The organism is Massilia paldalensis, from assembly GCF_044901715.1.
In the GTDB taxonomy this organism is placed as follows: Bacteria; Pseudomonadota; Gammaproteobacteria; order Burkholderiales; family Burkholderiaceae_D; genus Telluria; species Telluria paldalensis.
This window is the reverse complement of record NZ_JBJCIU010000001.1, coordinates 1,705,107-1,731,497: the sequence shown is the minus strand read 5'-3', so window position 1 is coordinate 1,731,497 and position 26,391 is coordinate 1,705,107. Positions and strand designations below refer to the sequence as shown.

Genomic DNA, 26,391 nt, shown 5'->3' with positions numbered 1-26,391 from the left:
CGCCGTCGGGTCACTCATCGTCGTCCGGGTCCTGCGCGCCGGCGCGCGGGCCGCGCGTCACGCGCCACCAGCCGAAGACGACCATCAGGGCCAGCGCGTGCCAGGTCAGCGCGTAGACCAGGTGGCTGTTGTGGAAGCTGACGACGGTGAGGCCGCCGGTCGGACGGTCCGGCGAATCGGACGGGTTCTGCGCTGCTTCCGCGTCGACGAAATACGGAGCGACGGATTTCCCCGTCGCGCCCAGCTTGCGGGTGGCGGCGATGGCCGCCACGTCGCGCGAATACCAGCGGTTGTTCGCCGGGTCGTTGTCGCGCGCAAACGAGCCGCCGCGCTCGCTGATGCGCAGCAGGCCGACGACGCGCACGGCGGGTTCGTGGCGCGCGGCGACGCCGGCGCACGGGTTGCCATCCGCGGCCAGCGGCGCGTAGCGCGTACGTGCGCCCAGGTCGGCCGGAATGAAGCCGCGGTTGACGAGGATGATCGTGCCGTCCGTGGCGCACATCGGCGTGATCAGCCAATAGCCGCTGCCCTGCTCGGTGAGGGCCTGGACGGGGGTGGTGAGGTCGTACAGGTAGGTGCCGTTGAGTTCCAGGCGACGGTATTCGTCGTCGGCGGCATTGATGCCGGCCCAGCCGGCCGCGGGGGGCGGCGCGGCGGGAACGGCGTGCACGCGTGCATCGACGCGTGCGATCAGGTCCAGTTTCCACTGCAGGCGGAACACCTGCCAGGTACCGAGACCGGCGAACAGGACGATCAGGAGCAGCGCCAGGACTGCCAGGACGGGAGAAGCTCCCTTGCGCCGGGACGCGCCCGGCGCTGCTGCGAGATCGTTGCCCGCCATTTACTGCATGTCGTGCATGCCGTGAACCGAGCCGCCATCGTTGCTGATGTGCGGCATCATGTTCGCGTTCATGTGGTACATGACCCAGATCGAGCCGACCAGCACGATGACCAGCAGGATGATGGTCAGGATCAGCGCCATCAGGTTCCAGCCGCCTTCCGACTTCGAGTTCATGTGCAGGAAGTAGACCATGTGCACGACGACCTGCACGGCGGCGAAGCCGAGGATCACGAACTTGGTCGTGTCCGGCGCCAGCTGGTGGGTCATCACCAGCCAGAACGGGATCACGGTCAGGATCACCGCGAGGATGAAGCCGATCGTGTAGTCCTTCATGCTGCCGTGGGCTTCCAGGTGGTCGTCGTGGTCGACGTGGCCGTGGCCATGGTGGTCGTGGCCGTGGGCGTGGTGAATATTGCTCATGGCAGGACTCCCATCAGGTAGACATAGGTGAACACGCCGATCCAGACGACGTCCAGGAAGTGCCAGAACATCGACAGGCAGGCGAGGCGGCGGTAGTTGGCGCCGTTGATGCCGTGCTTACCCAGCTGGAACATCAGCGTCACGAGCCACACGATACCGAAGGTCACGTGCAGGCCGTGGGTGCCGACCAGCGAGAAGAACGCGGTCAGGAAGCCGCTGCGCCACGGGCCGAAGCCCTCGTGGATCAGGTGCGAGAACTCGTACAGTTCCAGGCCCAGGAAGCAGGCGCCCAGGATGCCGGTGATGCCCAGCCAGAGCTGGGTGGAACCGAGGTTCTTCTTCTGGGCGGCCAGCATCGCGAAGCCGTAGGTGATCGACGAGAACAGCAGGAAGGCCGTGTTGACGGCCACCAGCGGCAGGTCGAAGATCTCGGCGCCCGACGGGCCGCCTGCGTAGTTGCGGCCCAGGACGGCATAGGTCGCGAACAGGCAGGCGAAGATGAGGCAGTCGCTCATCAGGTAGATCCAGAAACCGAGCAGCGTGCCGTTTTCCGGATGGTGCTCGGTCACGTAGTAGCGCGAGCTCGGGTCGGCGCTCGCGGCGCCGGCGTGGGTGGCGTTAATCTCAGACATGGGCTTCCAGCATGCGGGTGCGCTCTGCTTCCGTGCGGGCAACGTCTTCCGCCGGGATGTAGTAGTCGCGTTTGTAGTTGAACGTGTGGTAGATGGTCGTGGCGACCAGGGCGAAGAAGCCCACGGCGACGAGCAGCCACATGTGCCAGATGATGCCGAAACCGACCACGAACGACAGACCCGGGATGACCGGACCGGCCCAGGTGTTGGCAGGCATGTGGATCGGCACGTAGCCCTTCAGCGGACGCTGGTAGCCGTTCTTCTTCATGTCGGCCCAGGTGTCGTTGTCATGCACGACCGGGGTGAACGCGAAGTTGTAGGCCGGCGGCGGCGACGAAGTGGCCCACTCCAGCGTACGGCCGTTCCACGGGTCGCCCGTGACGTCGGCCAGCTTCTTGCGGTTGATGACCGAGACGGCGATCTGCATCAGCAGGCAGCCGATACCGGCGGCAATCATCAGGGTACCGAACAGCGAGATCTGGAACAGGTAGTGGATCGACGGGTCCTCGAAGTGGCTCATGCGGCGGGTCACGCCCATGAAGCCCAGGATGTACGGCGGGATGAACGCGAACCAGAAGCCGATCGACCACAGCCAGAACGAGCGGACGCCCCAGGTACGGTCCAGCTTGAAGCCGAACATCTTCGGCCACCAGTAGTTCAGGCCGGCAAACAGGCCGAACAGCACGCCGCCGATGATGACGTTGTGGAAGTGGGCGATCAGGAACAGCGAGTTGTGCAGCACGAAGTCGGCCGGCGGGACCGCCAGCATCACGCCGGTCATGCCGCCGATGATGAAGGTGATCATGAACGACACGGTCCACATCATCGGCAGTTCATAGCGGATGCGGCCCTTGTACATGGTGAACAGCCAGTTGAAGATCTTGGCGCCGGTCGGGATCGAGATGATCATCGTCGTGATGCCGAAGAACGAGTTCACGCTCGCGCCCGAACCCATCGTGAAGAAGTGGTGCAGCCACACGAGGTAGGACAGGACCATGATGACGGCGGTCGCGTACACCATCGAGGTGTAGCCGAACAGGCGCTTGCCGCAGAAGGTCGCGACGACTTCCGAGAAGATGCCGAATGCCGGCAGGATCAGGATGTACACCTCCGGGTGGCCCCAGATCCAGATCAGGTTCACGTACATCATCGAGTTGCCGCCCAGTTCATTCGTGAAGAAGTGGGTGTCGAACAGACGGTCCAGGCCCAGCATGGCCAGGACGGCGGTCAGGACCGGGAAGGCCATGACGATCAGGATGTTGGTGCACAGTGCGGTCCAGGTGAAGACGGGCATCTTCATCAGGTCCATGCCCGGGGCGCGCATCTTGACGATGGTGACGACCAGGTTCACGCCCGACAGCAAGGTGCCGACACCCGCGATCTGCAGCGACCAGATGTAGTAGTCGACGCCGACGTCCGGGCTCGCCAGGATGCCGGACAGCGGCGGGTAGGCCAGCCAGCCGGTACGGGCGAATTCGCCGACGAACAGCGAGGCCATGACCAGGATGGCACCGGCGGTGGTCATCCAGAACGAGAAGTTGTTCAGGAACGGGAACGCCACGTCGCGGGCGCCGATCTGCAGCGGCACGACGTAGTTCATGAAGCCCGTCACCAGCGGCATCGCCACAAAGAAGATCATGATCACGCCGTGGGCGGTGAAGACCTGGTCGTAGTGGTGCGGCGGCAGGAAGCCGTGGGAATCCCCGAACGAGAACGCCTGCTGGGCGCGCATCATCAGCGCGTCGGCAAAGCCGCGCAGGAACATGATCAGGCCGAGCACCATGTACATGATGCCGATCTTCTTGTGGTCGATGCTGGTGAACCACTCTTTCCAGAGATAGCCCCACAGCTTGAACTTGGTAATGGCGCCCAGGACGACGACGCCGCCCAGGAGCACCGCGATAAAGGTACCGATCAGGATCGGCTCATGGTAGGGAATCGCTTCCCAGCTGAGCCGACCGAAGATCAACTTCGCTAAGTCAAATTGCTCGTGCATGATGGTTACTTCTTCTTCACAGATTCATCGGGCGTGGTGCAAACCTCGCCGTTGGCCTGGGCCAGACGGGTCGCTGCCGCTTGTTGGGGCATCCGGCGCATGGCCATCTCGCGTGCCTTGTTCGCGTCTTCCTGCATCATCTTGTCCATGCAGACGACGCCGTCGGCGACGCAGCGGTTCAGGACACGATAGAACAGGTCGCCGTCCACGCTGCCGTAGTGGCGCACGGGATCCTTGATGCTCGGCTTCTCGAGCGCCAGGTAGTTGGCGCGGTCGAGGTTGCCGGCGCTGCCGCTCTTGACCGACTGCACCCAGCCGTCGAAATCGCCCTGGGCGACGCCGCGGTAGGAGAAACGCATGTCCGAATAGCCGGCGCCGCTGTAGTTGGCCGAGAAGCCCATCGACTGGACCGGCTTGTTCTGGACGGCGTTGAGCGTGGTTTCCATGCCCGGCATCGCGTAGATCATGCCGGCCAGTTCAGGAACGTAGAACGCATTCATGACCGAGGTCGCGCTGATCTTGAAGCGCACCGGCACGTCGACCGGGACCACCAGTTCGTTCACCGTCGCGATGCCCTGCTCCGGGTAGATGAACAGCCATTTCCAGTCCATCGCCACGGCCTGCACCACGAGCGGCTTGGCGGAAGCGGGGATCGGACGGTTGGCGTCCAGGCGTTCCAGCGGACGGTACGGGTCCAGCTTGTGGGTGTAGATCCAGGTCACGAGACCCAGCACGATCACGATCAGGAGCGGAGCGCCCCAGATGACCAGTTCGAGCTTGGTCGAGTGATCCCAATCCGGCAGGTATTCTGCTTCGGTATTGCTCGCACGGTATTTGCGGGCAAACCAGATGATCAGGATCATCACCGGAACAATGATCAACAGCATCAGGATCACCGAGATGGTGATCAGATGCGCCTGCTGTACAGCAATGTCACCGGACGGGTTCATCACCACCGTATTGCAGCCGGCCAGCGCTGCCAACGGGGCGAGGAGCAGTCCTCGACGGGCGGTTTTAGGAATCATGCTTGTGTTTTACGTTACATGGGAAAGATAACATGCTAATGTAACTCCATCGGCGTGCCTTTGGCGATTGGACGTTTTGTCCCACCCCTTTCGTTTTAGCAACTTTTCAAGGGGGTTGAGCAAAGTATCCGGCCGGGGGCTGCCAGCTTCCCAAGGAGACCCTTATGCAGAGCTCGACGACGTACGGCGACGCAGGCGCCGCTCCCATCACCGGACACCACAGCGGTGCCCGCAACATCAACGCCCGCGACGACCGCGTCGCACCGGGCGACATCGCGGTCGGCGTGGTCATCGGCCGCGCTTCCGAATACTTCGATTTCTTCGTGTACGCGATCGCCTCGGTGCTCGTGTTCCCCGCCGTGTTCTTCCCGTTCGCGGACCGGCTCGAAGGTACCCTGTATTCGTTTGCCATCTTCGCACTCGCCTATGTGGCGCGCCCCATCGGCACGCTGGTGTTCATGGCGATCCAGCGGCATTTCAGCCGCGAGATCAAGCTGACCATCGCCCTCTTCATGCTCGGCACCGCGACGGTGTCCATCGCCGGCCTGCCGACCTACTCGCGCTGGGGCGAATGGGCCATCGTCTCGCTGATCATCCTGCGTCTCGGCCAGGGGGCCGCGCTGGGCGGCTCCTGGGACGGGCTGCCGTCGCTGCTTGCCCTGAGCGCACCGGAAGGGAAGCGCGGATGGTACGCGATGCTCGGACAACTGGGCGCACCGGTGGGCTTCATCATCGCCGCCGGCATCTTCGCCTACCTGATGTCCCAGCTGTCCCAGGACGACTTCCTCGTCTGGGGCTGGCGTTTCCCCTTCTTCGTCGCCTTCGCGATCAACGTCGTCGCGCTGTTCGCCCGCCTGCGCCTCGTCTCCACGCCCGACTACGTGCACCTGCTGGACGAACACCAGCTCGACGCCGTGCCGGCCCGTGAAGTGGTCGGCAACCAGGGCACCACCATCGTGCTCGGCGCCCTCGCCGCCCTGGCCAGCTACGCGCTGTTCCACCTCGTGACCGTGTTCCCCCTGTCCTGGATCCAGCTGTACGACACCCGCTCGATGGCCGACTTCCTCGTCGTCCAGATGTGGGGGGCGGGCCTGGGCATCGTCGGCGTCCTGGCCTCCGGCTGGATCGCCGATAAATTCGGCCGCCGCAACACCCTCGGCACGCTGGCCGCCCTGATCGCCCTGTTCGCCGGCTTCGTGCCGACCCTCATGGACGGCGGCACCTCGGGCCAGAACACCTTCATCCTGGTGGGCTTCCTGCTGCTGGGCCTCTCCTACGGCCAGGCCGCCGGCGCCGTCACCTCGAACTTCCTGCCGAACTACCGATACACCGGCGCCGCGCTGACCTCGGACCTGGCCTGGCTGGTCGGCGCCGCCTTCGCGCCGCTGGTCGCCCTGGGCCTGGCCGCCAACTTCGGCCTCGGCTACGTCAGCCTCTACCTGCTGTCCGGCGCCGTCGGCTCGCTTGCGGCACTGAGCCTGAACCGCGCCCTGGAGATCCGCCGCTAGTCCCGGTTCCCGTCCGCACCAAGCCCCGGCCTGTGCCGGGGCTTTTTCTTGCGGTACGGCGACAGATTGCCTTATATATAGCTGGCGCGCGCCTGGCAAAAGATAGGACAGCGTAGAATCGGCGGGCAACCGCGTGCATTGCCCCGTCCCTCCTGGAGGAATCATGAAAAGATTGTTCCTGATGGCTACCCTGGTCTGCGCAAGCGCCTGGGCCCACCATGGCTGGAGCGAATACGACGCCGCCAAGCCGCTCGAACTCACGGGCACCATCCAGCAATCTGGCTACGAGAACCCGCACGGCTACGTCGACCTGAAGACGGCGGACAAGGCCTGGCATGTCGTGCTGGCCCCGCCGGCCCGCATGGACAGCCGCGGGCTGTCGAAGGCGATGCTGGCCGACGGTACCAGCGTCACCGTCTACGGCTATCCGCACCGCAGCAAGTCAGGCGAATTGCGCGCCGAGCGCATCACGATCGCCGGCAAGGCCACCGAGCTGCGCTGAACCGGATGGAGCCCCTCGCGCAGGCCCCGACGCGGCTGGCGGCGTCGCCGCTGGCCGAGGGCTTGCGCGGCGATGCCTGGCTGTACCCGCTGGTGGAGACCGTCCACATCCTCGGCTTCGTGCTGCTGGTGGGGGCGGTGCTCGTGTTCGACCTGCGCGTCCTCGGCTTCGGCGCCGCCCTGCCGCTGCGCGCCCTCGCCCGTCACACCCTGCCCTGGTCGCTGGCCAGCCTGCTGCTCGTCGTTCCCAGCGGCCTGCTGCTGTTCGCCACGCAGGCGCCGGACCTGCTCGCCAACCGCGCCTTCCTGCTCAAGCTGGGCCTGCTGGCGACGGCGGGCCTGAATGCGCTTGCCTTCCACCTGGGCCCCTGGCGCACGGCGCCGGACAGCGGGCCGGCGCCGCTGCGCGCGCGCCTGCAGGCCGGCGTGTCGATCCTGCTGTGGATCGCCGTCATCGCCTGCGGCCGCTTGCTGGCCTATGTATGACGGGTGCGGATGAGCGTCAGCGCACAGAACCGACCGTGCTGAGCAATTATGGTTAACATATATTGAACAGCATCCAACTCCGCTACCACGGCAGTGCCAGCTATACTGCGTGCATGGCGGGCGCTCGCACGGGCGCTCCGCACGCAGGGTGCCGGAGCTGGCATCGGAACGTTGGGAGAACAAGATGCGCAGACGCCTCGGCCTCGGACTCACCGGATTGGCAACCATCGCCGCACTGGTGATTCCACCCTGGCTGGCCTGGCGCGAGGCGCAACGCCAGGCCTGGGCGGCGGAGGCCGAGCATGCGCTGGCCGTCGCGCGCGACGTGCTGCACCGCACCGACGAGGCGGCACTGCAGATCATCAAGGGCAACCGCACGCTGGCGCGCTCCGGGCTAAAGCCCTGTTCGCCCGCCTCGCTCGCGCTGATGCGCCGCATCGCGCTCGGCTCCAGCTACATCCACGCGATCGGATGGGTGGAGAACGGCGTCCTCGTCTGCTCGTCGATGGGCCCGTTCCCGATACCGCTCGGCAGCGACGTCGTGCATACCAATTCCGGCGCCCTGCTGTATCCGAACGTGCCGCTGCCCGGCGCCGCCCAGGGCGCGCTGCTCGCCGTGGAGGGTGGCGGCTACGCCACCATCATCCACCGCGACACGCCCGTCGACGCGTCCGGCGCCGCGGCCGGCGTGGCCCGCGGCGTGCTGCACCTCTCCAGCCGCCGGGCGGTCGTGGCGCATGGCCGGCTCGACCCTGCCTGGGTCGGGCGCCTGGGCGCGGCCAGCACGACCACGTTCGCCGACGGCGATATGCTGGTGGCCATCGTGCGCTCCAGGCTGGACACCATCGCCGCCGTCGCCGCCGTGCCGCTGACAGGGGTGGCGCAGCGCGCGCATGCGATCGCGCTGCGCCTGGTGCCGGCCGGCCTCGTGTCCGGCCTCGTCGCCGCCACGGCCATCGGGCTGCTGCTGCGGCGCCGCATGTCGCTCGGGATGTCGCTGGCGGCGGCGCTGCGGCGCGGCGAATTCTTCCTGCTCTACCAGCCGATCGTCGACCTGCAGACGGGCCGATGGGTGGGCGCCGAGGCCCTGTTGCGCTGGCGCCGCGCCAATGGCGAGCTGGTCGGCCCCGACGTGTTCATTCCCGCCGCCGAGCAGAGCGGCCAGATCGTCAAGCTGACGGAGCACGTGATCGACGTCGTGGGCCGCGACGCCGGCGCCTTTCTGCGCGCGCATCCCGACTTCCACGTGGCCATCAATTTGTCCGCCGCCGACGTGCAATCGCCGGCCATCGTCGACCGGCTGGCCGCCATGCTGGCGTCCTGCGGCGCCCGTCCCTCGAACCTGATCGTGGAAATCACGGAACGGGGCTTCCTGCACCTGGAGGCGGCGCGCGAGGTGATCCGCCTGCTACGCGCGCAGGGCATCGGTGTCGCCATCGACGACTTCGGCACCGGCTATTCGAGCCTGTCCTACCTGGAGAGCCTTGATCTGGACTACCTCAAGATCGACCGCGCGTTCATCGAGGCGATCGGCACCGATGCGCCGACCAGCGGCGTGGTCGGCCTGATCATCGAGATGGCGCGCTCGATGCAGCTGGCGATGATCGCGGAAGGCATCGAGAACCCGGCCCAGGCGGCCTACCTGCGCGAACGGGGCGTGGAATTCGCCCAGGGCTGGCTGTTCGGCAAGCCGATGCCGTTCGCCGACATCGCACACGGCGCCGACGGCCTGCGCCACGCAGCCTAGGCGCGCTCAGCCCAGCGCCGTATCGAGCACCGTCATCAGCACGAAGCCGAACACGAGCGCCACGCTGGCCCAGGTACCGTTGCCGTTCTGGTGCGACTCCGGCACGACGTCGTTGACGATCACGAACAGCATGGCGCCCGCGGCGGCGGCCAGCGCGAACGGCAGCAGGCCGGACGAGACGCCGATCAGCGCGGCGCCGGCGACGGCCGCCACCGGCTCGATCAGGCCCGAGGCCATCCCCAGGCCCGCCGACAGCACCCGGCCGTAGCCGACCGTGCGCAGGGCCAGCGCCACGACGAGGCCTTCCGGCACGTCCTGGATCGAGACGCCCGTGGCCAGCGAATTGGCCTTCTCGAGGTCGATGCCCGCGTAGGCGACGCCGATGGCCAGGCCTTCCGGCAGGTTGTGCAGCGCGACGGCCCAGACGAACAGCCAGGCGCGCCGCATCGAGTGGGCCGTGCGCGCATCGTGCTGCTCGAGGATGCCGTCGACGCGGATATACCGTTCCAGCACCAGCAACAGGGCGGCGCCGGCCATGATGCCGGCGCCCACGGAGAGGCTGGCGCCCCAGTTGCCGGCGCCGGCGGATTCGGCGGCGGCCAGCGCTGGAATGACGAGGGAGAACGAGGTCGCGCCCAGCATCACGCCGGCGCCGAAGCCCAGGAAGCAGTCGTAGGTGCGTTTTGAGAAGTGCTGGGACAGCAGCACGGGGATCGTGCCCAGCGCCGTCGCCGCGGCCGCGGTGCCACCGCCGACCAGGGCGCCGCGCAGATTCGGGGTGGCGCGGACGAGCTGCTCGAGCAGGCCGGCCAGCAAGGCCACGGAACCCAGCGCGCAGATGAAGAGCCCGACCATGCGCCGCGCGCCGAACGCGCGCGGAAGGTGGGACTGCTGGCGGGCTTTGGGAAGTGGCGTTTCCATCTTGTATCCAATCATAGGCGAAACGAACGGATGCGGCGCACGGCTGCGCGCCGCCCGTGCGCGAATACGACAACGCCGCGCAGCCATCGGCGCGCAGCGTCGGGGACCGGCCGGACCATCACGGCCGGCCGGGCAAGGCTAGCGAATGGCCGGCTGGCCGATCACTTGCCGCTGACGGTCTTGCCGTCGGCAACCGTCTGGTTGCCCATGCCCAGCTCGGCGCCCGTGGGCGGGTCGATCGTCGGGTCGGACAGCGTGCGGGCCGACATCTGCTTGAGCAGGTCGATGTCCTTGGCCGGCAGCTTGACCTCCGCTTCGCCCGTGCCGCCGTCGACGGCCATCTGCTTGTCGCGGTCCGTGACGAAGTTCCACTTCTCGCCCTGGTTCCACGGGCCGCGCATCTCGCCGGGACCTTGCGACATATTGAAGTAGGTGTCGGCGAAGCGCGGGTCGCCCGGCATTTTGCCCGGAGGGAAGTTCGGCGAGATCGAATACAGCGCCTTCTCGAACGACTTCTGGTGGGCGATCTCGCGCGTCATCAGGAAGCCCAGCGCCTCCTTGATGCCCGGGTCGTCGGTCAGCGCGATCAGGCGCTCGTAGACGATCTTGGCGCGCGACTCGGCCGCGATGTTCGAGCGCAGGTCGGCGGTCGGCTCGCCGATCGTGTCGATGTAGGCGGCGGTCCAGGGGACGCCGGCCGAATTGACCAGCGGCGTGCCCGCACCGTACAGCACCTGCGTGACGTGGCTGTCGTTGCCCGCGCCCGTCAGCTTCTTGTACATCTCGGCTTCGCTGTCCACCGCCTCTGCCAGTTCGCCCTTGGCGCCCTTGTTCAGCATGGCGATGATGTGGCCGATCACCTCGAGGTGGCTGAGCTCCTCCGTCGCAATGTCGAACAGCATGTCCTTGCGGCCAGGATCGTCGTCGCTGACGGCCTGGGTGAAGTAGCGCATGGCCGCGGCCAGCTCGCCTTGCGGGCCGCCGAATTGTTCGAGCATCAGGTTGGCCAGGCCGGGATTCGGCTCGCTGACGCGCACCGTGTACTGCAAGCGCTTGTTGTGTGCAAACATTCGAGATCTCCAGTTCACTGTGGGGGTTGAGCCGGCCACGACGCGTCTTGCGTCGGCGGCACGGCGCCAGGGTCGCGGCGAGTGCGACCCGTTGTGCATTCATGATCGCAGGCTCAAAAATCGGGAACATCGGCTTTCCCGCCGTCTGCCTGTAGGACATTCGACGACAGATTGTTGTCGTGAACCGATAGCAATGTAATAATGCAATTTTAGGGAACGATAGCCCCCCATGATCGATGCCGCCCCCGTGACGCCGTCCGTTCCGCCCTCCGCACGCATCCGGGACGCCGTGTCCGCCGATGCCGGCAGCATCGCTGCCCACTACAACCACTACGTGCTGACGACGCCGGTGTCGATGGAAACCGAACCCGTGGACGCTGCCGAGATCGCGCGCCGCATGGCCGAGGTCCAGGACGGCGGATTGCCGTGGATCGTGCTGGAGGAAGATGGCTGGCTGCTCGGCTGGGCCTATGCCAGCAAGTGGCGCGCACGCCCGGGCTACCGCCACGCGGTGGAAACGACCGTCTACCTGGCGCCCGGCGAGGGCGCCCGCGGTCGCGGCACGCGGCTGTACGGCGCGCTGCTGGAACGCTTGCGCGGACGCTTCCACTGCGCCATCGGCGGCATCGCCCTGCCGAATGCGGCCAGCGTGGCCCTGCATGAACGGCTGGGGTTTCGCCAGGTCGCCCATTTTGCCGAGGTGGGCCGCAAGTTCGACGCCTGGGTCGACGTCGGCTACTGGCAGCTGATGCTGGGCGGCGGGCCGGAACCCTGACGTCGACTGGCGGTCGGCGCCGTGCACCGCATCGACACGTAGTACACTGACAACGCCATGCGCGTGCCTCCTACGCGGCCGCAACGGCGGCGGGTCTAGCATGTTCCTCACCCCCACACAGGCGAGGAGCAGATAATGTTTTCTCTGAATAAATTGAGCCCCACCATCACGGACATGATCCGTTTCGATCACTCGCACGTGATGACGATCTTCCACCAGTACACCAAGGACAAGCGTCCGAGCGTCAAGAAGGCGCTGGCCGAGACCATCTGCGATGCGCTGGAAATCCACGCGACGCTGGAAGAGGAAATCTTTTATCCCGTCATGCGTCCGAAGGCGCACGACCAGAAGGTCATGGAAAAAAGCGAGCCGGAGCACGACGAGATGCGCCGCGTGATCGCCGAGCTGCGCCGCACCGATCCCGCATCCCCGCGCCACGACGAACTCGTGTTCGAACTGATGCGCGACGTGGTCCACCACGTGGCGGACGAGGAAACCGTGCTGCTGCCGGAAGCCGAGCAGACCATGAGCAAGGACCAGTTATCCGAACTGGGCAGCCGCATGACCAAGCGCCGCCTGCAGCTGGTCGGGCCGAAGGCCGGCAAGCTGGCAGCCAACCACGCCGTCGGCTTCTCGGGCAGCACCGCCGCCATCGTCGTCGGTGTCGCCAGCGCGCTGTTCGCCGCGCGGGCATTTACCCGCAAGCCCGCATAAGGCACGACGTCGGCGCGTATCGATTCTCTCCCGCGAGCGGCCTTGCCGCCTGCGCTCCCCCGGCGGCGTCGCCGCACGGCGCCGCCCCGCCCGCACCCGCGTCCGCGCGCGGATGCGGGCATTTTTCGTGGGGGCTCCGCCCTTATTTTCCCATCCAGTCCAGCATCAGCGGCACCAACCAGGGTGCGAGCAAGGCCGTGAGCACGCCGTTCAATCCCATGCCCAGGCCCGCATAGGCGCCCATCTCGGCGCTGACCTGGAAGGCGCGCGCCGTACCGATGCCGTGCGAGGCGACGCCCAGTGCCAGGCCGCGCGCCGCGTGCGACTCGATGCGCAGCGCGTTGAAGAGGAATTTCGCCATGACGGCGCCGCAGATGCCGGTCAGGATCACCAGCACGGCCGTCAGCGCCGGCACGCCGCCCAGGTGTTCGGAGACGGCCATGGCGATCGGGGTGGTCGCCGATTTCGGCGCGATCGAGCGCTCCAGCTCCGGCGACGCGCCCAGGATGGCGGCGACGCCGACGGCGCTGACGATGGCCGTCACGCTGCCGCTCACGAGCGCGCAGGCCAGCGGCACGAGGTTGCGGCGCAGGCGCGGCACCTGGCGCGCGAGCGGCACGGCCAGCGCCACCGTGGCGGGGCCGAGCAGGAAGTGCACGAACTGGGCGCCGGCGAAGTAGCGCTGGTAGGACATGCCGCTGGCGACGAGGACGATGGCGATGATGGTGATGGCGATGGCGACCGGGTTGGCCAGCGGCGAAAAGCCGCAGCGCGCGTAGATCCACTGCGCGCACAGGTAGGCGCACAGCGTCAGCGTGAGTCCCAGCAGCGGCGAGGCGGCCAGGTAGACCCAGAAGTGGGTGAATTCGTCGAAATTAAACATCGCCGCCCTCCTTGCTGCCCGCCCCGCCGGTAGCCTTCAGGACCAGCGCCGTGACGGCCAGCGTGAGCAGCGTGCTGACGACGAGGCCGGCCACGACGGCCAGCCAGTGCCCGCCCACGCTGGACGCGGCGACGACGATGCCGACGCCGGCCGGCACGAACAGCAGCGACAGGTGGCGCAGCAATTCGTTGGCGCCCTGCTCGACGACGTCATGCAGCCGCGGCCAGGCGACCAGGGCGGCGAGCAGCAGGAGCATGCCCGCGACGGGGCCGGGTACGGGGAGGCGGAACAGGAACACGAGGGCCTCTCCCAGGCACTGGAAGAGGAGCAGGATGGCGAAGGCGGGCAGCAAACGAGGCTCCTTGTGCGAAAAGGACAAGGATAGCAGGTATGCGGGATGAACTTGGGCCCCTGCCTGCGCAGGGGCCCAATGGCGCACTTACGCGGCCGTTTTCAGCGTCCCGCGCTTGAGCTGGTCGCGCTCGATCGACTCGAACAAGGCCTTGAAGTTGCCTTCGCCGAAGCCGTCGTCGCCCTTGCGCTGGATGAACTCGAAGAACACGGGACCCAGCTGGTTTTCCGAGAAGATCTGCAGCAGCAGGCGCTTGCCCTCGCCTTCGACCTTGCCGTCCACCAGCAGGCCGCGCGCCTGCAGGGCGCCGATGTCTTCGCCGTGGCCCGGCAGGCGGCCTTCGAGCATCTCGTAATAGGTCGCCGGCGGGGCGCTCATCAGCGGGACGCCGGCGGCGCGCAGGCCGTCGACGCTGGCGAAGATGTCGTCGGTCAGCAGCGCGATGTGCTGGATGCCTTCGCCGTTGAACTTGAGCAGGAATTCCTCGATCTGGCCGCCGCCGGCCTGGCCTTCCTCGTTCAGCGGGATGCGGATCTTGCCGTCCGGGGCCGTCATCGCCTTCGAGGTCAGGCCCGTGTACTCGCCCTGGATGTCGAAGTAGCGGATCTCGCGGAAGTTGAACAGCTTCTCGTAGAAGCCGGCCCAGTAGGCCATGCGGCCGCGGTACACGTTGTGGGTCAGGTGGTCGATGATGGACAGACCGTGTCCCTTCGGCTTGCGCTCGACGCCGTCGATGAATTCGAAATCGATGTCGTAGATGGACTTGCCGTCTTCAAAGCGGTCAATCAGGTACAGCGGCGCGCCGCCGATGCCCTTGATGGCCGGCAGGCGCAGTTCCATCGGGCCGGTCGGGATGTCCATCGGCTGGGCGCCCAGTTCCAGCGCGCGCTTGTAGGCCTCGTGCGCGTTCTTCACGCGGAAGGCCATGCCGCAGGCGGACGGGCCGTGTTCGGCGGCGAAGTAGTAGGCGGCGCTCTTCGGCTCGTTGTTGACGATGAAGTTGATGTCGCCCTGGCGGTACAGCACCACGTCCTTGGAGCGGTGCACGGCCACCTTCGTGAAGCCCAGCGCCTCGAACACGGGTTCGAGCACGCCCGGCGTGGGCGACGCGAATTCGACGAATTCAAAGCCCATCAGGCCCATCGGGTTCTCAAACAAGTCAGCCATCGTAGTCTTCCTTCTTATAAAAATTGGTCTCCTCCGGGCGTGCGCGGCACTACTCCGCGAACACGTCGGCGATCAGTCCCCGCAGCCACTGGTTGCCGGGGTCGTGGTGGAAGCGCCGGTGCCAGAAGACGTTGGTCTGCAACGTCGGCAAGGCCAGCGGCGGCTCGATCCACTTCAGGCCGAACGGCTTCGCCGCGCTTTCGGCCAGCTTCTGCGGCACCGTCACCACCAGCTCGCTCGTGCTGACGATGTACGGCACCGCCGTGAAATGCGGCACCCGGAACCGGCTGTTCGCCCCGACCCCGGCTTTTTCCAGCAGCACGTTGATGCGGTCGTAAGGACTCTGGGCCGAATCGACGATCAGGTGCGTGGCGGCGACGAAACGTCCCAGGTCGACCTTGCCGGCGTCCAGCGGATGTCCCTTGCGGAACATGCTGACGAAGCGCTGGCGGAACAGCTGCCGCTGGTACAAGGCTTCCGACACGTCCTCGAACGCGCCGATCGCCAGGTCTACCCTTCCCGTCTCCATCCCGTCCTTCAGCGTCGCCGCGTTGGCCCGCACCGAGGCGACCTCGATCCCGGGCGCCAGCGCGCGGCAGCGCTCGACCAGCACGGGCATGAAGTACACCTCGCCCACGTCCGTCATCGCGAGCGTGAAGCGGCGCGTGCTCGTGGCCGGCTCGAAACGGCTGCGCTGCGACAGCGCCAGGGCAACCTGCGCCATCGCCGCTCCGATCGGCTCGGCCATCTGCTGGGCCAGCGGCGTCGGCTGCATCCCGTGCGCCGTGCGCACGAACAGCTCGTCGCCGAAGGTCCGGCGCAGGCGCGCCAGCGCGTTGCTCACGGCCGACTGCGTCAATCCCAGGCGCCGCGCCGCCCCGGAAATCTGGCGTTCGCGGTACACCTCCTGGAACACGGACAGCAAATTCAGGTCGATGCTAGAGGGTTCGATCATGCACGAGATAGCCTTATTGACGATATGAATAGTCTACATTTTTATATTCATCTCGTAAAATCGGCGCCGCTACTCTAGAGTAAAGATAAAGACACGGGAGGAGACACCTTGAACGACGAGACTTGCTTGAGCGTCCAGTCGAGCACTTACATGAGCGGCTTCGGCAACGAATTCGCCACCGAAGCGCTGCCGGGCGCCCTGCCCGCGCACCGCAATTCGCCGCAGCGCGTGGCGTACGGCCTGTACGCCGAACAGATTTCAGGCACCGCCTTCACGGCGCCGCGCAGCCACAACCGCCGCTCCTGGCTGTACCGCATCCGGCCGGCCGCCCAGCACGGCAATTTCGAGCGCATCGACAATCGCGGCATCGAGGCCGACGTCGAGCGCATGGCCGCCTCGCCGAACCAGATGCGGTGGAGCCCGCTGCCCATTCCCGATGCGCCCACCGATTTCATCGACGGCTGGGTCACGATGGCCGGCAACGGCTCGCCGGCCGCCATGACGGGCTGCGCCATCCATCTTTACGCAGCCAACCGCTCGATGACGGGCCGGTATTTCTATTCGTCCGATGGCGAGCTGCTCGTCGTGCCGCAACAGGGCCGCCTCGCGATCGCCACGGAACTGGGCCTGCTGGAGGTCGAACCGCAGAAGATCGCCGTCATTCCGCGCGGCGTGCGCTTTTCCGTCGCGCTGCCGGACGGCGCCGCGCGCGGCTACGTGTGCGAGAACTTCGGCGCCCTGCTGCGCCTGCCCGACCTGGGCCCGATCGGCTCGAACGGCCTCGCGAACCCGCGCGACTTCCTGACGCCCGTGGCCCGCTACGAGGACGTCGAGGGCGACTTCGAACTCGTCGCGAAGTTTTCCGGCCACCTGTGGGCCGCGCGGATCGGCCATTCGCCGCTGGACGTCGTCGCCTGGCACGGCAACTACGCGCCCTACAAGTACGACCTGCGCCACTTCAACACGATCGGGTCGATCAGCTACGACCATCCCGACCCGTCGATCTTCCTCGTCCTGCACTCGCCGAGCGACACGCCGGGCGTCGACAACCTCGATTTCGTGATCTTCCCGCCGCGCTGGCTCGCCGGCGAGGACACCTTCCGCCCGCCCTGGTTCCACCGCAACGTGGCCAGCGAATTCATGGGCCTGATCCACGGCGCCTACGACGCCAAGGCGGAAGGCTTCGTGCCGGGCGGCGCCAGCCTGCACAACTGCATGAGCGGCCATGGACCGGACGCCGCCACCTTCGACAAGGCCAGCAGCGCCGACACGAGCCGCCCGCACAAGGTGACGGACACGATGGCCTTCATGTTCGAGACGAGGAACCCGCTCGCCGCTACCCAACAGGCGCTGGCATCGCCGCTGCTGCAGCGGAACTACCAGGACTGCTGGGCGGGCATCGCGCGCAATTTCGATCCCAACAGGCCGTAAATAAGCCGATAAGCGGGCAATAAGGAAGGAAAAAAGGACGATACCGGCCGTGTGGACGTTGGCGGGACCGGGTTGGCATGCGATCATCCGGTAACGAGGAACGGCATGGGCCGCTCCGCCACCAACAAGAACGCATGTCAGACATCTTCATCATCCTTGCCCTCATCCTCCTGAACGGCGTGTTCGCCATGTCCGAACTGGCCGTCGTCTCGTCGAAGCGCCTGCGCCTGGAGCGCCTGGCTGCCGACGGCAGCGCCGGCGCCGCCACGGCGCTCGGGCTGCACGAGGATCCCAGCCGCTTCCTCTCGACCGTACAGGTGGGCATTACGCTGATCGGCATCTTCACGGGCGCATTCGGCGAGGCCTCGCTCGTCGCGCGCCTGGCGCCCACCTTCGTCGCCCTGGGCCTGGACCCGGAGTATGCCCGCGCCGCCGCGCTGGCCATCGTGGTCGTCTGCATCACCTACGTGTCCATCGTGCTGGGCGAACTGGTGCCCAAGCGCATCGCGATCCTCTACCCGGAGGCCATGGCGGCGATCATCGCGCGTCCCTTGAACCTGCTGTCGCGCATCATGCATCCCTTCGTGCGCCTGCTGTCGTTCACGACCGATTTCATCATGCGCCTGATCGGCATGCACCACCGCAAGGACGAGACGCCGACGGAGGAAGACGTCACGGGCATGATCAAGGAGAGCACGGATGCCGGCGTGTTCGAGAAGGCCGAGTACGACATTGCCGCGCGCGCCCTGCGCCTGGACGACTGGCACCTGCGCGCCTTGATGACGCCCCGTGTCGACCTCGAATACATCGACCTCGACCGGCCACTGGCCGAGAACCTGGGGCGCATCGCCGACTCGCCCTACAGCCGCTTTCCCGTGTACCGCGGAGACCGGTCCCAGGTGGCCGGCATCGTCCGCGCCCGCAACCTGTTCGGCCAGGCCATCCGCAAGCAGTCGCTGGAGGCGATCGACATCGCCGCGGCCATCGAACCGGTGGTCTACGTGCCGGAGTCCGTGAGCGCCATCGACCTGCTGGAACAGCTCAAGAAGCACCGCGCGGAACTGGCGATGATCGTCGACGAGTACGGGGACATCCAGGGCATGATCACGCTCACCGACGTGATGAACGCCCTCGTCGGCGAAGTCGCGGCCGACGGCGAGGCAGGCCACGAGGATGCCGTGCAGCGCGAGGACGGCAGCTGGCTCGTCGACGGCGGCATGGTCCTGGACCGCTTCCGCTACCTGACGGGCGCCGAGATCGACTTCCCGGACGAGGAAGAGGACGCCTACCACACGCTGGCCGGCTTCATTCTGTACCAGCTGGGCGTGATCCCCAAGGCCGGCGACCGCCTGGACTGGGGCGGCTGGCGTTTCGAGGTCGTCGACATGGACGGCAACCGCATCGACCGGCTGCTCGTCTCGCGCGTGGAGCCGGCCCCGGCTGCACAGGCGCCAAGCGAACGGCGCGCCCCGTCGTGAGCCGCTAGGATCTCCCCATCCCACCACGATGAAGGAGATCCCATGCCTGCCCAGCGTCATGTTCGCGTAGTGCTCCCCGGCGCGCTCGTCGCCGGATTCGTCGCCGGATTCGCCGCCGCGGCTGCCCTGCCGGCCCTCGCCCAGGACGCCCGTCCCCGCACGGCGCCCGCGGGCGAACCGAAGGCGCCCAAGACCCTCGCGCTGGAAGCGGGCGCCAAGGCCCTGCAAGGCAACGCGCCGCTGGCCGGCTTCGACGTCTATCTCGTGGGCTTCCACCCGATGAAGGACGCGCCGGAAAACCAGATCGAGGCCCACCACTTCTGCCACCAGGTCAACGAAGACATGGCCCAGTGCGCCTTGTTCGATGGCAATACGCGCACGGCGAACATGAACGGGATCGAGTACATCATCTCCGAAAAGCTGTTCAACACCCTCCCCGCTGCCGAGCGCAAATACTGGCACCCGCACAACGGCGAGATCCTCAGCGGCCAGCTGGTCGCCCCGGGCATTCCCGACGCCGCCGAGCATGCGCTGATGAAGACCAAGATGAACAGCTACGGCAAGACGTGGCATGTGTGGAACACGGGCTACAACGGCAAGCGCGGCGACGGCCTGCCCCTGGGCCCGGCGCAACTCGCCTGGTCGTTCAACCGCGACGGCGAGATCCTCCCCAACCTGCAGGAAGAACGGGACACGAAACTGAAGATCCGGACGAGCGAAAAGCGCAAGGATCGGGCCGACCTGCGGCCGCTGGCCAAGCCGCAATCGGGTGTGGACGACCTCAAAGGACAATTCAAGCGGCCAACGCAGGATATCCCGGGCGTGGTCGATAGCGGCGCCGCTTCTGCTCGCTGATCTGACCGCTCATCGTTTGTTCTCCGGCGCCACGGATCCAGGCCCCTCTGTGCTGGTGGCGGGGTTCTGGGTGGTATGGATTCGCCTGTCGGTTAGTTGCATTTTAAAGTCGAGGAGAACGCCTGGGCACCGGCGCGATCAAAGTTCCACCAACGAGGAGGATTCGTCATGACCATAGACTGGCAACACTTCACCCCTGGTTCCGCGCTGATCGGCGGCGTCCTGATCGGGCTGGCAACGACCGTGCTGCTGCTGGCCAATGGCCGCGTCGCCGGCGTCAGCGGTATCCTGGGCGGCCTGTTGCGCCCCGCCCGCGGCGACATGGCCTGGCGCGGCGCCTTCCTGCTCGGCCTGTTCGTCGCGCCCCTGGTGTGGCTGACGGCCGGCGTCATGCCGCCCGGGCAGATCGACCATTCCGTGCGCATGCTCGCCCTCGCCGGCCTGCTGGTCGGCATCGGCACGCGCTTCGGTTCGGGCTGCACCAGCGGCCACGGAGTATGCGGCATCGCGCGCTGGTCGCCCCGCTCCCTGGCCGCCACGGCGTGCTTCTTGGTCGCGGGTGCCGTCACCGTTTTCGTGACGCGTCACGTCGTGCACTGAGGCGGAGGCTGCCATGTCCCTCGTGACCGCCTTCCTCGCCGGCCTGCTGTTCGGCTCCGGCCTGATCCTGTCCGGCATGACCAACCCGGCCAAGGTGCTGGCCTTCCTCGACGTCGCCGGCCAATGGGATCCGTCGCTGGCCTTCGTCATGGTGGGCGCCATCCTCGTCGCGGCCGTCGCCTTCCGCTATGCAGGCAGCCGCGCGCGCTCCCTGCTCGGCGCGCACGTACGCCTGCCCGGCGCCACCCGCATCGACGGCCGCCTGCTGGCGGGCAGCGTCGTGTTCGGTGTCGGCTGGGGCCTGGTCGGCTACTGTCCCGGGCCGGCGCTGGCGGCGCTGGCCGTCGGCGGCAGGCCTACCCTCATCTTCGTTGCGGCGATGGTGGCCGGCATGGCACTATTCGAGGTCTACGAACGCTTCCGGTTCGCCCACGCGCCCGGCATGCGGCCGCCCGCCACCAGTACAAGGGAGTAATACCGATGCAGATGCACCTGAATCCGATCCAGCTGTTCGACGCCGTCTCGTCGACGTTCACCTACATCCTGGCCGGGCCGGAAAACGGCGAGGCGGTGATCATCGACCCCGTCGACCAGCATTGGGAGCGCGACCTGGCGCACATCGAACGCCTGGGACTGCGCCTGGCCTACGTCGTCGAGACCCATGCGCACGCCGACCACGTCACGTCGGCCGGCCGCCTGCGCCAGCTCACCGGCGCCAAGGCCGCCGTGCCGAGCGGCTGCGGCATTCCGCCGGCCGAGGTCCAGTTCCACGACGGCGACGTGCTGCGCTTCGGCGCCGGTGAAACCATCGATGTGATCCATACGCCCGGCCACACGGCGGGCAGCATGTGCTACCTGTGGCGGGGCAACCTGTTTTCAGGCGACACGCTGCTGATCGGCGGCTGCGGCCGCACCGACTTCCAGGGCGGCAGCGCCGAAGCGCTGTACGACAGCGTCACGCGCAAGCTGTTCGCGCTGCCGGACGGTACGCGGGTGTGGCCGGGCCACGACTACAAGGGCCAGTCGGTGACGACGATCGGATGGGAAAGACAGCACAACGCCCGGCTGGCGGGCAAGTCGCGCGAGGAATTTGTCGCCCTGATGGCGGAATTGAAGCTGCCGCAGCCGAAGATGATCGACGTGGCGGTGCCGGCGAACCGTAACCTGGGGTTGACTTACATGGCATCGTAAGCTGGAAAGTACGCGTCGTCGCCCCTGCGCAGGCAGGGGCCCAATCTTGCGTGAAGGCGGCAACGCGTACACTTGGGTCCCTACCTGCGCAGGGACGACGAGTGTATGCGTCAGCGTACTTCAGAAGCCTGGGCCGCCACCTCCGCCCGGCCCGCCGAATCCTCCCGGCGGCGGCCCCATGCCGCCCGGCGGCGGACGGAATCCCTCGCCGTCCGGCCCTTCGCGGCGGCTCGACGGCGCCCCGCCGAAGCGCCAGTTCAGGCCCACGTACAGGATGCGGCCGTCGGAACGGCGCAGCGAACGCTCCTTCAGCGTCGCCGAATCCGTGATTGTCTCGATCTTCGACGAGTCGAAGATGTCGGACACGCGCAGCGTCAGCGACAGCGCCGGCGTGAGGTTGCGGCGGTAGTTGAAGTCGGCCGTGACGCTGGGCTCGCGGTAGCCAGTACCCACCAGCGTCTTGCCCTGCGCATTGACCATCAGCTGCAGCTGGTCGGCCGCCGTCAGCTGGTAGTTGAAGCGGCCGCGCACGTTCACCGACGTCGCGTCGCGCTTCGTCTCGATGCCCGCGATGTCGATCTGCTGCTGCTGGGCGTAGAACACGTTGCCGCTGGCATTGACCGACAGCTTCGGCGACACCTTGCCGCTGAGCGTGAACTCCAGGCCGCCGGAGCGGTTGCTGCCGCCGTTTTCCGGCGTCGTCAGGATCACCGTATCGTTCACGGCGTACTGGCGGTAGCGGATCGTGTCGCTGTCGTTGCGGTAGTAGGCGCGCACGTTGGCGTCCAGGCCCGCGGCCTTGGTCTCGTAGCCCACCTCGAAGGAGTCCGTCTTCACGGGCTTCAGGTAGGGGTTGCCGCTCGACTCGTTCAGTTCGTCCTTGTACACGACGAAGGGGTTCAGGTCGTTCGGCATCGGGCGCCGGATGCGGCGCGCGTACGAGAAGCGCAGATTGGTCTTCTCGTCCAGCTTGTAGGTGGCGAACGCGCTGGGCATCCAGTTCAGGTAGCTGTTCTCGGCGCTCGTCTTCGTCGTCGCCTGGTCGATGTCGAGGTGCGTGTGCTCGGCGCGCAGGCCCACGAGGGCGCCCCAGCGCTCGTTCACCTTCCACTGGTACGAGCCGTACAGGGCCGTGTCGCGCTCGTCCACGCCGAACGCGTTCGTGCGGCGGCCGTCGACGCTCTGGGCGCCGCTGGCCAGGTCGACGTCGTAGTAGCGCGTGTCGGCATCGCTCTTGTTGTCGAAGACCTTCCAGCCCATCTTGACGATGGCGCCGCTGTCGAGCGGGCGCTCGTAGTCGCCCGTGTAGTCGACGATGCGGTTCGAGCCCGACACCTGCTGCAGGTTGCGGCTGTCCGCGGCTGCCGGCGGCACCACCACGTAGGTGTTCGCGTAGCGGGTGTCGTTGTCGTTGTCGCTGTCCGAGACGCGCAAGTCCATCTTGAACAGTTCGCCGAGCTTCTCGCCCTTGTGGTCCCAGCGCGCGCCCCACACGGCGTTGGTATTGTCGCCGCTGCGCCGGGTGTCGCGGAAGTAGTCGCTGTACGGCGCGCCGGTGGCATCGAACACGCCGTAGCGCGCCAGCGACTGCTGGTCATTGGTGCGCTTCATGAAGGCGGCGTTCGCTTCGAGCGTGTCGTCCTGGGTCAGGTTGTAGCTGACCTGGCCGCGCGCGCCGGCGCTGTCGTTCAAGCCCGTGCTGGTGGACGCCTGCGTGCTCCGCTGCGACGCGCCCGTGACGGGATCGATGCGCTCGCGCTCGTCCTCGAGCGTCTGGTTGCGGCCGTCGTGGCGCACGTTGACGCCGCCCTGGAAGCCCCAGCGCCCCGTGTTGTACGAGCCGTTCAGCGCCGAGTTGTAGCGCCCCGCCGTGCCCACGTTGGCGTTGGCGAAGCCGAAGCCGCCCGGCTTGCGGTTGCGCTTCATGACGAGGTTCAGGATCGGCCCGCCGCCGCCCTCGTTGCCGAATTCCGCGCCGGGGTTGTTGATCACTTCGACGGAATCGATGTCGTCGCCCGACATCGCCTGCAGCGCCGGCCCGCGGTTATCGCCCTGCAGCATGGCGGACGGCTTGCCGTCGACCAGGATCTGCACGTTGCTGCTGCCGCGCAGGCTGACGTTGCCGTCCATGTCGACGGACACCGACGGCACGTTGCCCAGTGCATCGGCGGCGCTGCCGTTCTGCGCATTGATGTCCTGCTTGACGTCGTAGACCTGGCGGTCGATGCGGTTGCTCGTCAGGCGGTTGCCGACCACGTTGACTTCCTGGATCTTGTCCGTCGGCTTCCCGGTCCCGGCCTTGGCGGGAGCGGGCGGCGCCGCCGTCGTCGTGTCCTGGACGGGAGCGGCCAACGCGCTCGTTTGCGCGAGCACGGGCCGGACGGCCGCCAGTTCGCATACGGCCAGGCCGACGGCGACACAAAGGATGCGGTGACGCGGCGAGGCTGCGCTGCCGCCGCGGGGGAACGTCGTGTTGCGGGTGGAGTTGCTGGTATGGGCCATGTCGTGACTGAGGACGGCATACTGCCGCGTCGTTATAAAACTGTCGGATTGTAGAACCTGGCCAGCCCGGCTACCCGTTTCCGCTATGTAAAGATAAGTAAAACCCGCAGAAATACGCCGCGCTGCAACGTTTGCCTTACAATCCGATCTTTCCTGATAGACAAATCGAGACAACCCAGCATGGCGTCCCCCGAACACCAACTGCACCGCGGCCTGAAGAGCCGGCACATCCAACTGATCGCCCTGGGCGGCGCGATCGGCACGGGCCTGTTCCTCGGCGTGGCCGAGAGCGTGCGCATCGCCGGCCCGTCGGTCGTGCTGGGCTATGCCATCGCCGGCCTCGTCGCCTTCCTCATCATGCGCCAGCTCAGCGAGATGATGGTAGACGAGCCCGTGGCCGGCTCCTTCGGCCACTTCGCGGACAAGTACTGCGGCCGCTTCGCCGGCTTCGTCTCGGGCTGGAACTACTGGGTGCTGTACGTCCTCGTCAGCATGGCCGAACTGTCCGCCGTGGGCGTCTACGTGCAGTACTGGTTCCCAGAGGTGCCGACCTGGGTGTCGGCGCTGGGCTGCTTCCTGCTCGCCAACGGCATCAGCATGATCCACGTGCGCGCGTTCGGCGAAAGCGAATTCTGGTTCTCGGTCGTGAAGGTAGCGGCCGTCGTCGCCATGATCGTGTACGGCATCTTCCTGCTGGCGACGGGCGGCGCCGGTCCCCAGGCCACGGTGGCCAACCTGTGGCAGCACGGCGGCTTCTTCGCCCACGGCATCACGGGCCTCGTCATGTCGATGGCCATCATCATGTTCTCGTTCGGCGGCCTGGAAGTCCTCGGCATCACGGCGGCGGAAGCGGACGATCCGGCCCGCTCGATCCCGCGCGCCACCAACCAGGCGCTGTGGCGCATCCTCGTGTTCTACGTCGGCGCGCTGGCCGTGCTGCTGTCGCTGTACCCGTGGAACCAGATCGTGCCGGGCGCCTCGCCCTTCGTGCTGATCTTCAAGGCGCTCGACGCCGGCATCGTCGCCCACGTGCTGAACCTCGTCGTGCTGACGGCCGCCCTGTCCGTCTACAACAGCTGCGTGTACTCGAACAGCCGCATGCTGTACGGCCTGGCCGTGCAGGGCCACGCGCCGCGCGCGCTGCTGAAGGTGACGGAACGCGGGGTCCCGCTCGCGTCGCTGGGCGTGTCGGCCGTCGCCACCGTGCTGTGCGTGGGCGTCAACTATGCGCTGCCCGGCAAGGCCGTGGGCATCCTGATGGGTCTCGCCGTCGCCGGCATGCTGATCAACTGGGCCATGATCAGCTGGAGCCACCTGCGCTTCCGCGCCGCCAAGCGCGCCGCCGGCCAGGCGACCGCATTCCCGAGCCCCTGGTACCCGTTCACGAACTGGCTGTGCCTCGTCTACCTGGCTGGCATCGTGGCCGTGATGTATCTGACGCCGGACCTGCGGCTGTCCGTGTGGATGATTCCGGCGTGGCTGCTGGCGCTTGGGATTGGCTATGTCGTTGCCGAGCGCCGGCGTGCCACCAGCGCCGCGCTACCCGCGCAGGCGGGAATCCAGGTGGAGCGGCCGAAGTCGTAGCACGGGACGCGCCGCAACACGTCCGACCACGGAAGCTGCCGGACGTGGTCCGCCAAAGGCATGCCGCAGGCCCACATCCATACAGTCTTTGCGCCCGTACCTGGGGTAGCGCGGTCATCGAGATGGACTCGATCCGGCCAGGACGGCGCTGCGCTGCCGGCCAAGTCGGCTTAACGGTTGCTCGTGCGCACCCTGTCCGCGATCTCGGCGACGCGCCTCCCGTAGATGCGCGCGGTGTCGAGATCGCCGGAAGACATCTCTTCCGGTGCAGCATCGGCGGGCGTCTGCGCCATGGCGCCGAGGAACGAGCCCATGCGATTGATGTCGTCGCGCCGGGAAGCCTTGGTGTTCGACGATTTCATGCCCATGCCCACCCAGATCCCCCGGTGCTGGGCTGCCAGCAGCGCAAAATACTGGAGCGTCGCCAGCTTGTCGCCATTGATGCTGGCGCTGTTCGTGAATCCACCGAAGACCTTGTCCTTCCACGCATCTTCAAACCATGGCTTCGACGACGCATCGGCGAATTTTTTGAATTGCCAGCTGGGCCCGCCCATATAAGTCGGCGACCCGACGATGATGTAGTGCGCGGCGGCGATATCGGCCCAGGCCTGGTCCGACAGATTGCCGTCGGCATCGATCTGCAGCAGCGTGGCGCGGGCGCCCTCGGCGACGGCATCCGCCATCCGTTTGGTGTGGCCGTAGCCCGAGTGGAAGACAACGACGCCTTGTGATGTGTTCGAATGCATGCTCATGTTAA

26 protein-coding genes are annotated in these 26,391 nt (G+C 66.8%); 13 read left to right on the top strand and 13 right to left on the bottom strand.

Annotated elements, in window-relative coordinates; genetic code table 11:
• Positions 1-10: 10 nt before the first annotated feature.
• Genes ACI1V7_RS07605 through cyoA form a run of 5 tightly spaced genes read right to left on the bottom strand, consistent with a single transcriptional unit; the run spans position 11 to position 4,914 of the window.
• Positions 11-841, bottom strand: coding sequence for an SURF1 family protein (locus ACI1V7_RS07605; RefSeq protein WP_404531144.1), 831 nt, complete (start codon positions 839-841; stop codon positions 11-13).
• Positions 842-1,261: a cytochrome o ubiquinol oxidase subunit IV gene (gene cyoD, locus ACI1V7_RS07600; protein WP_404531143.1), complete on the bottom strand. Its 420-nt coding sequence runs from the start codon at positions 1,259-1,261 to the stop codon at positions 842-844.
• Positions 1,258-1,893 carry a cytochrome o ubiquinol oxidase subunit III gene (cyoC, locus tag ACI1V7_RS07595; RefSeq protein WP_404531142.1) on the bottom strand — a complete coding sequence of 212 codons (636 nt, stop codon included), beginning with the start codon at positions 1,891-1,893 and terminating at the stop codon, positions 1,258-1,260. Before cyoC ends, cyoD begins: the two co-directional genes overlap by 4 nt.
• Positions 1,886-3,889 carry a cytochrome o ubiquinol oxidase subunit I gene (cyoB, locus tag ACI1V7_RS07590; RefSeq protein ID WP_404531141.1) on the bottom strand — a complete coding sequence of 668 codons (2,004 nt, stop codon included), beginning with the start codon at positions 3,887-3,889 and terminating at the stop codon, positions 1,886-1,888. The genes cyoC and cyoB overlap by 8 nt, the downstream gene beginning before the upstream one ends.
• A gap of 5 nt (positions 3,890-3,894) precedes the next feature.
• Positions 3,895-4,914: a ubiquinol oxidase subunit II gene (gene cyoA, locus ACI1V7_RS07585; protein WP_404531140.1), complete on the bottom strand. Its 1,020-nt coding sequence runs from the start codon at positions 4,912-4,914 to the stop codon at positions 3,895-3,897.
• Between the two features lie 164 nt (positions 4,915-5,078).
• Here cyoA and ACI1V7_RS07580 point away from each other — a divergent pair, with 164 nt between their 5' ends.
• The 4 genes from ACI1V7_RS07580 (at position 5,079) to ACI1V7_RS07565 (ending at position 9,156) form a co-directional block, all read left to right on the top strand.
• A complete protein-coding gene (locus tag ACI1V7_RS07580; protein ID WP_404531139.1) occupies positions 5,079-6,422 on the top strand; it encodes an MFS transporter in 1,344 nt (447 codons plus the stop codon).
• Between the two features lie 163 nt (positions 6,423-6,585).
• Complete coding sequence (locus tag ACI1V7_RS07575; RefSeq protein ID WP_404531138.1) at positions 6,586-6,924, top strand: DUF6152 family protein; 339 nt, start codon at positions 6,586-6,588, stop codon at positions 6,922-6,924.
• Positions 6,925-6,929: 5 nt separating this feature from the next.
• Positions 6,930-7,409 (top strand): DUF6644 family protein, encoded by a 480-nt coding sequence (locus tag ACI1V7_RS07570; RefSeq protein WP_404531137.1) that lies wholly within the window; start codon positions 6,930-6,932, stop codon positions 7,407-7,409.
• A 184-nt stretch (positions 7,410-7,593) separates the two neighbouring features.
• On the top strand, positions 7,594-9,156 hold the full coding sequence (locus ACI1V7_RS07565) for an EAL domain-containing protein (protein WP_404531136.1): 1,563 nt from the start codon (positions 7,594-7,596) through the stop codon (positions 9,154-9,156).
• 6 nt (positions 9,157-9,162) lie between these two features.
• On the opposite strand, the gene ACI1V7_RS07560 is transcribed toward ACI1V7_RS07565, so the two are convergent.
• Complete coding sequence (locus ACI1V7_RS07560) at positions 9,163-10,077, bottom strand: ZIP family metal transporter (protein ID WP_404531135.1); 915 nt, start codon at positions 10,075-10,077, stop codon at positions 9,163-9,165.
• A gap of 161 nt (positions 10,078-10,238) precedes the next feature.
• Complete coding sequence (locus tag ACI1V7_RS07555) at positions 10,239-11,147, bottom strand: manganese catalase family protein (protein WP_404531134.1); 909 nt, start codon at positions 11,145-11,147, stop codon at positions 10,239-10,241.
• Between the two features lie 229 nt (positions 11,148-11,376).
• Between ACI1V7_RS07555 and ACI1V7_RS07550 the strand changes: the two genes are divergently transcribed.
• Both ACI1V7_RS07550 and ACI1V7_RS07545 read left to right on the top strand, forming a co-directional pair.
• Positions 11,377-11,922, top strand: a complete 546-nt coding sequence (locus ACI1V7_RS07550; protein ID WP_404531133.1) for a GNAT family N-acetyltransferase — start codon at positions 11,377-11,379, stop codon at positions 11,920-11,922.
• 135 nt (positions 11,923-12,057) lie between these two features.
• Positions 12,058-12,636, top strand: coding sequence for a hemerythrin domain-containing protein (locus tag ACI1V7_RS07545; RefSeq protein WP_404531132.1), 579 nt, complete (start codon positions 12,058-12,060; stop codon positions 12,634-12,636).
• 142 nt (positions 12,637-12,778) lie between these two features.
• Here the strand turns inward: ACI1V7_RS07545 and ACI1V7_RS07540 are convergent, their stop codons facing one another.
• From ACI1V7_RS07540 to ACI1V7_RS07525, 4 genes are all read right to left on the bottom strand, one after another.
• Positions 12,779-13,519 carry an LrgB family protein gene (locus ACI1V7_RS07540; RefSeq protein ID WP_404531131.1) on the bottom strand — a complete coding sequence of 247 codons (741 nt, stop codon included), beginning with the start codon at positions 13,517-13,519 and terminating at the stop codon, positions 12,779-12,781.
• Complete coding sequence (locus ACI1V7_RS07535; protein ID WP_404531130.1) at positions 13,512-13,871, bottom strand: CidA/LrgA family protein; 360 nt, start codon at positions 13,869-13,871, stop codon at positions 13,512-13,514. Before ACI1V7_RS07535 ends, ACI1V7_RS07540 begins: the two co-directional genes overlap by 8 nt.
• Positions 13,872-13,958: 87 nt before the next feature.
• Entirely contained in the window at positions 13,959-15,038 is a 1,080-nt protein-coding gene (gene hppD, locus ACI1V7_RS07530; RefSeq protein ID WP_404531128.1) for a 4-hydroxyphenylpyruvate dioxygenase, read from the bottom strand.
• A 49-nt stretch (positions 15,039-15,087) separates the two neighbouring features.
• A complete protein-coding gene (locus ACI1V7_RS07525; protein WP_404531127.1) occupies positions 15,088-15,993 on the bottom strand; it encodes a LysR family transcriptional regulator in 906 nt (301 codons plus the stop codon).
• A gap of 150 nt (positions 15,994-16,143) precedes the next feature.
• On the opposite strand from ACI1V7_RS07525, the gene hmgA reads away from it, so the two are divergent.
• From hmgA to ACI1V7_RS07495, 6 genes are all read left to right on the top strand, one after another.
• Positions 16,144-17,424: a homogentisate 1,2-dioxygenase gene (gene hmgA / locus ACI1V7_RS07520; RefSeq protein WP_404531557.1), complete on the top strand. Its 1,281-nt coding sequence runs from the start codon at positions 16,144-16,146 to the stop codon at positions 17,422-17,424.
• A gap of 134 nt (positions 17,425-17,558) precedes the next feature.
• On the top strand, positions 17,559-18,902 hold the full coding sequence (locus ACI1V7_RS07515; protein ID WP_404531126.1) for a hemolysin family protein: 1,344 nt from the start codon (positions 17,559-17,561) through the stop codon (positions 18,900-18,902).
• A 42-nt stretch (positions 18,903-18,944) separates the two neighbouring features.
• Entirely contained in the window at positions 18,945-19,757 is an 813-nt protein-coding gene (locus ACI1V7_RS07510; protein WP_404531125.1) for an OBAP family protein, read from the top strand.
• 168 nt (positions 19,758-19,925) lie between these two features.
• Positions 19,926-20,357: a YeeE/YedE family protein gene (locus ACI1V7_RS07505; RefSeq protein WP_404531124.1), complete on the top strand. Its 432-nt coding sequence runs from the start codon at positions 19,926-19,928 to the stop codon at positions 20,355-20,357.
• 13 nt (positions 20,358-20,370) lie between these two features.
• Positions 20,371-20,832, top strand: a complete 462-nt coding sequence (locus ACI1V7_RS07500; protein WP_404531123.1) for a DUF6691 family protein — start codon at positions 20,371-20,373, stop codon at positions 20,830-20,832.
• Positions 20,833-20,843: 11 nt separating this feature from the next.
• Positions 20,844-21,548 (top strand): MBL fold metallo-hydrolase, encoded by a 705-nt coding sequence (locus ACI1V7_RS07495; protein ID WP_404531556.1) that lies wholly within the window; start codon positions 20,844-20,846, stop codon positions 21,546-21,548.
• Between the two features lie 120 nt (positions 21,549-21,668).
• On the opposite strand, the gene ACI1V7_RS07490 is transcribed toward ACI1V7_RS07495, so the two are convergent.
• A complete protein-coding gene (locus ACI1V7_RS07490) occupies positions 21,669-24,050 on the bottom strand; it encodes a TonB-dependent receptor domain-containing protein (RefSeq protein ID WP_404531122.1) in 2,382 nt (793 codons plus the stop codon).
• Positions 24,051-24,230: 180 nt separating this feature from the next.
• Here ACI1V7_RS07490 and ACI1V7_RS07485 point away from each other — a divergent pair, with 180 nt between their 5' ends.
• Positions 24,231-25,634, top strand: coding sequence for an amino acid permease (locus ACI1V7_RS07485; RefSeq protein WP_404531121.1), 1,404 nt, complete (start codon positions 24,231-24,233; stop codon positions 25,632-25,634).
• Between the two features lie 170 nt (positions 25,635-25,804).
• On the opposite strand, the gene ACI1V7_RS07480 is transcribed toward ACI1V7_RS07485, so the two are convergent.
• A complete protein-coding gene (locus tag ACI1V7_RS07480; RefSeq protein WP_404531120.1) occupies positions 25,805-26,386 on the bottom strand; it encodes a flavodoxin family protein in 582 nt (193 codons plus the stop codon).
• Between the last annotated feature and the right edge of the window lie 5 nt (positions 26,387-26,391).

Excerpts from the sequence above, each read along its gene's own strand:
- hmgA (WP_404531557.1), top strand. The coding sequence starts at position 16,144 with ATGAGCGGCTTCGGCAACGAATTCGCCACCGAAGCGCTGCCGGGCGCC.
- ACI1V7_RS07480 (WP_404531120.1), bottom strand. The coding sequence starts at position 26,386 with ATGAGCATGCATTCGAACACATCACAAGGCGTCGTTGTCTTCCACTCG.
- ACI1V7_RS07580 (WP_404531139.1), top strand. The coding sequence starts at position 5,079 with ATGCAGAGCTCGACGACGTACGGCGACGCAGGCGCCGCTCCCATCACC.
- ACI1V7_RS07490 (WP_404531122.1), bottom strand. The coding sequence starts at position 24,050 with ATGGCCCATACCAGCAACTCCACCCGCAACACGACGTTCCCCCGCGGC.
- ACI1V7_RS07575 (WP_404531138.1), top strand. The coding sequence starts at position 6,586 with ATGAAAAGATTGTTCCTGATGGCTACCCTGGTCTGCGCAAGCGCCTGG.
- ACI1V7_RS07570 (WP_404531137.1), top strand. The coding sequence starts at position 6,930 with ATGGAGCCCCTCGCGCAGGCCCCGACGCGGCTGGCGGCGTCGCCGCTG.
- ACI1V7_RS07605 (WP_404531144.1), bottom strand. The coding sequence starts at position 841 with ATGGCGGGCAACGATCTCGCAGCAGCGCCGGGCGCGTCCCGGCGCAAG.
- ACI1V7_RS07560 (WP_404531135.1), bottom strand. The coding sequence starts at position 10,077 with ATGGAAACGCCACTTCCCAAAGCCCGCCAGCAGTCCCACCTTCCGCGC.
- ACI1V7_RS07525 (WP_404531127.1), bottom strand. The coding sequence starts at position 15,993 with ATGATCGAACCCTCTAGCATCGACCTGAATTTGCTGTCCGTGTTCCAG.
- ACI1V7_RS07485 (WP_404531121.1), top strand. The coding sequence starts at position 24,231 with ATGGCGTCCCCCGAACACCAACTGCACCGCGGCCTGAAGAGCCGGCAC.
- ACI1V7_RS07555 (WP_404531134.1), bottom strand. The coding sequence starts at position 11,147 with ATGTTTGCACACAACAAGCGCTTGCAGTACACGGTGCGCGTCAGCGAG.
- cyoC (WP_404531142.1), bottom strand. The coding sequence starts at position 1,893 with ATGTCTGAGATTAACGCCACCCACGCCGGCGCCGCGAGCGCCGACCCG.
- ACI1V7_RS07500 (WP_404531123.1), top strand. The coding sequence starts at position 20,371 with ATGTCCCTCGTGACCGCCTTCCTCGCCGGCCTGCTGTTCGGCTCCGGC.
- ACI1V7_RS07510 (WP_404531125.1), top strand. The coding sequence starts at position 18,945 with ATGCCTGCCCAGCGTCATGTTCGCGTAGTGCTCCCCGGCGCGCTCGTC.
- ACI1V7_RS07515 (WP_404531126.1), top strand. The coding sequence starts at position 17,559 with ATGTCAGACATCTTCATCATCCTTGCCCTCATCCTCCTGAACGGCGTG.
- ACI1V7_RS07545 (WP_404531132.1), top strand. The coding sequence starts at position 12,058 with ATGTTTTCTCTGAATAAATTGAGCCCCACCATCACGGACATGATCCGT.
- ACI1V7_RS07495 (WP_404531556.1), top strand. The coding sequence starts at position 20,844 with ATGCACCTGAATCCGATCCAGCTGTTCGACGCCGTCTCGTCGACGTTC.
- cyoD (WP_404531143.1), bottom strand. The coding sequence starts at position 1,261 with ATGAGCAATATTCACCACGCCCACGGCCACGACCACCATGGCCACGGC.
- ACI1V7_RS07505 (WP_404531124.1), top strand. The coding sequence starts at position 19,926 with ATGACCATAGACTGGCAACACTTCACCCCTGGTTCCGCGCTGATCGGC.
- hppD (WP_404531128.1), bottom strand. The coding sequence starts at position 15,038 with ATGGCTGACTTGTTTGAGAACCCGATGGGCCTGATGGGCTTTGAATTC.
- ACI1V7_RS07565 (WP_404531136.1), top strand. The coding sequence starts at position 7,594 with ATGCGCAGACGCCTCGGCCTCGGACTCACCGGATTGGCAACCATCGCC.
- cyoB (WP_404531141.1), bottom strand. The coding sequence starts at position 3,889 with ATGCACGAGCAATTTGACTTAGCGAAGTTGATCTTCGGTCGGCTCAGC.
- ACI1V7_RS07540 (WP_404531131.1), bottom strand. The coding sequence starts at position 13,519 with ATGTTTAATTTCGACGAATTCACCCACTTCTGGGTCTACCTGGCCGCC.
- ACI1V7_RS07550 (WP_404531133.1), top strand. The coding sequence starts at position 11,377 with ATGATCGATGCCGCCCCCGTGACGCCGTCCGTTCCGCCCTCCGCACGC.
- cyoA (WP_404531140.1), bottom strand. The coding sequence starts at position 4,914 with ATGATTCCTAAAACCGCCCGTCGAGGACTGCTCCTCGCCCCGTTGGCA.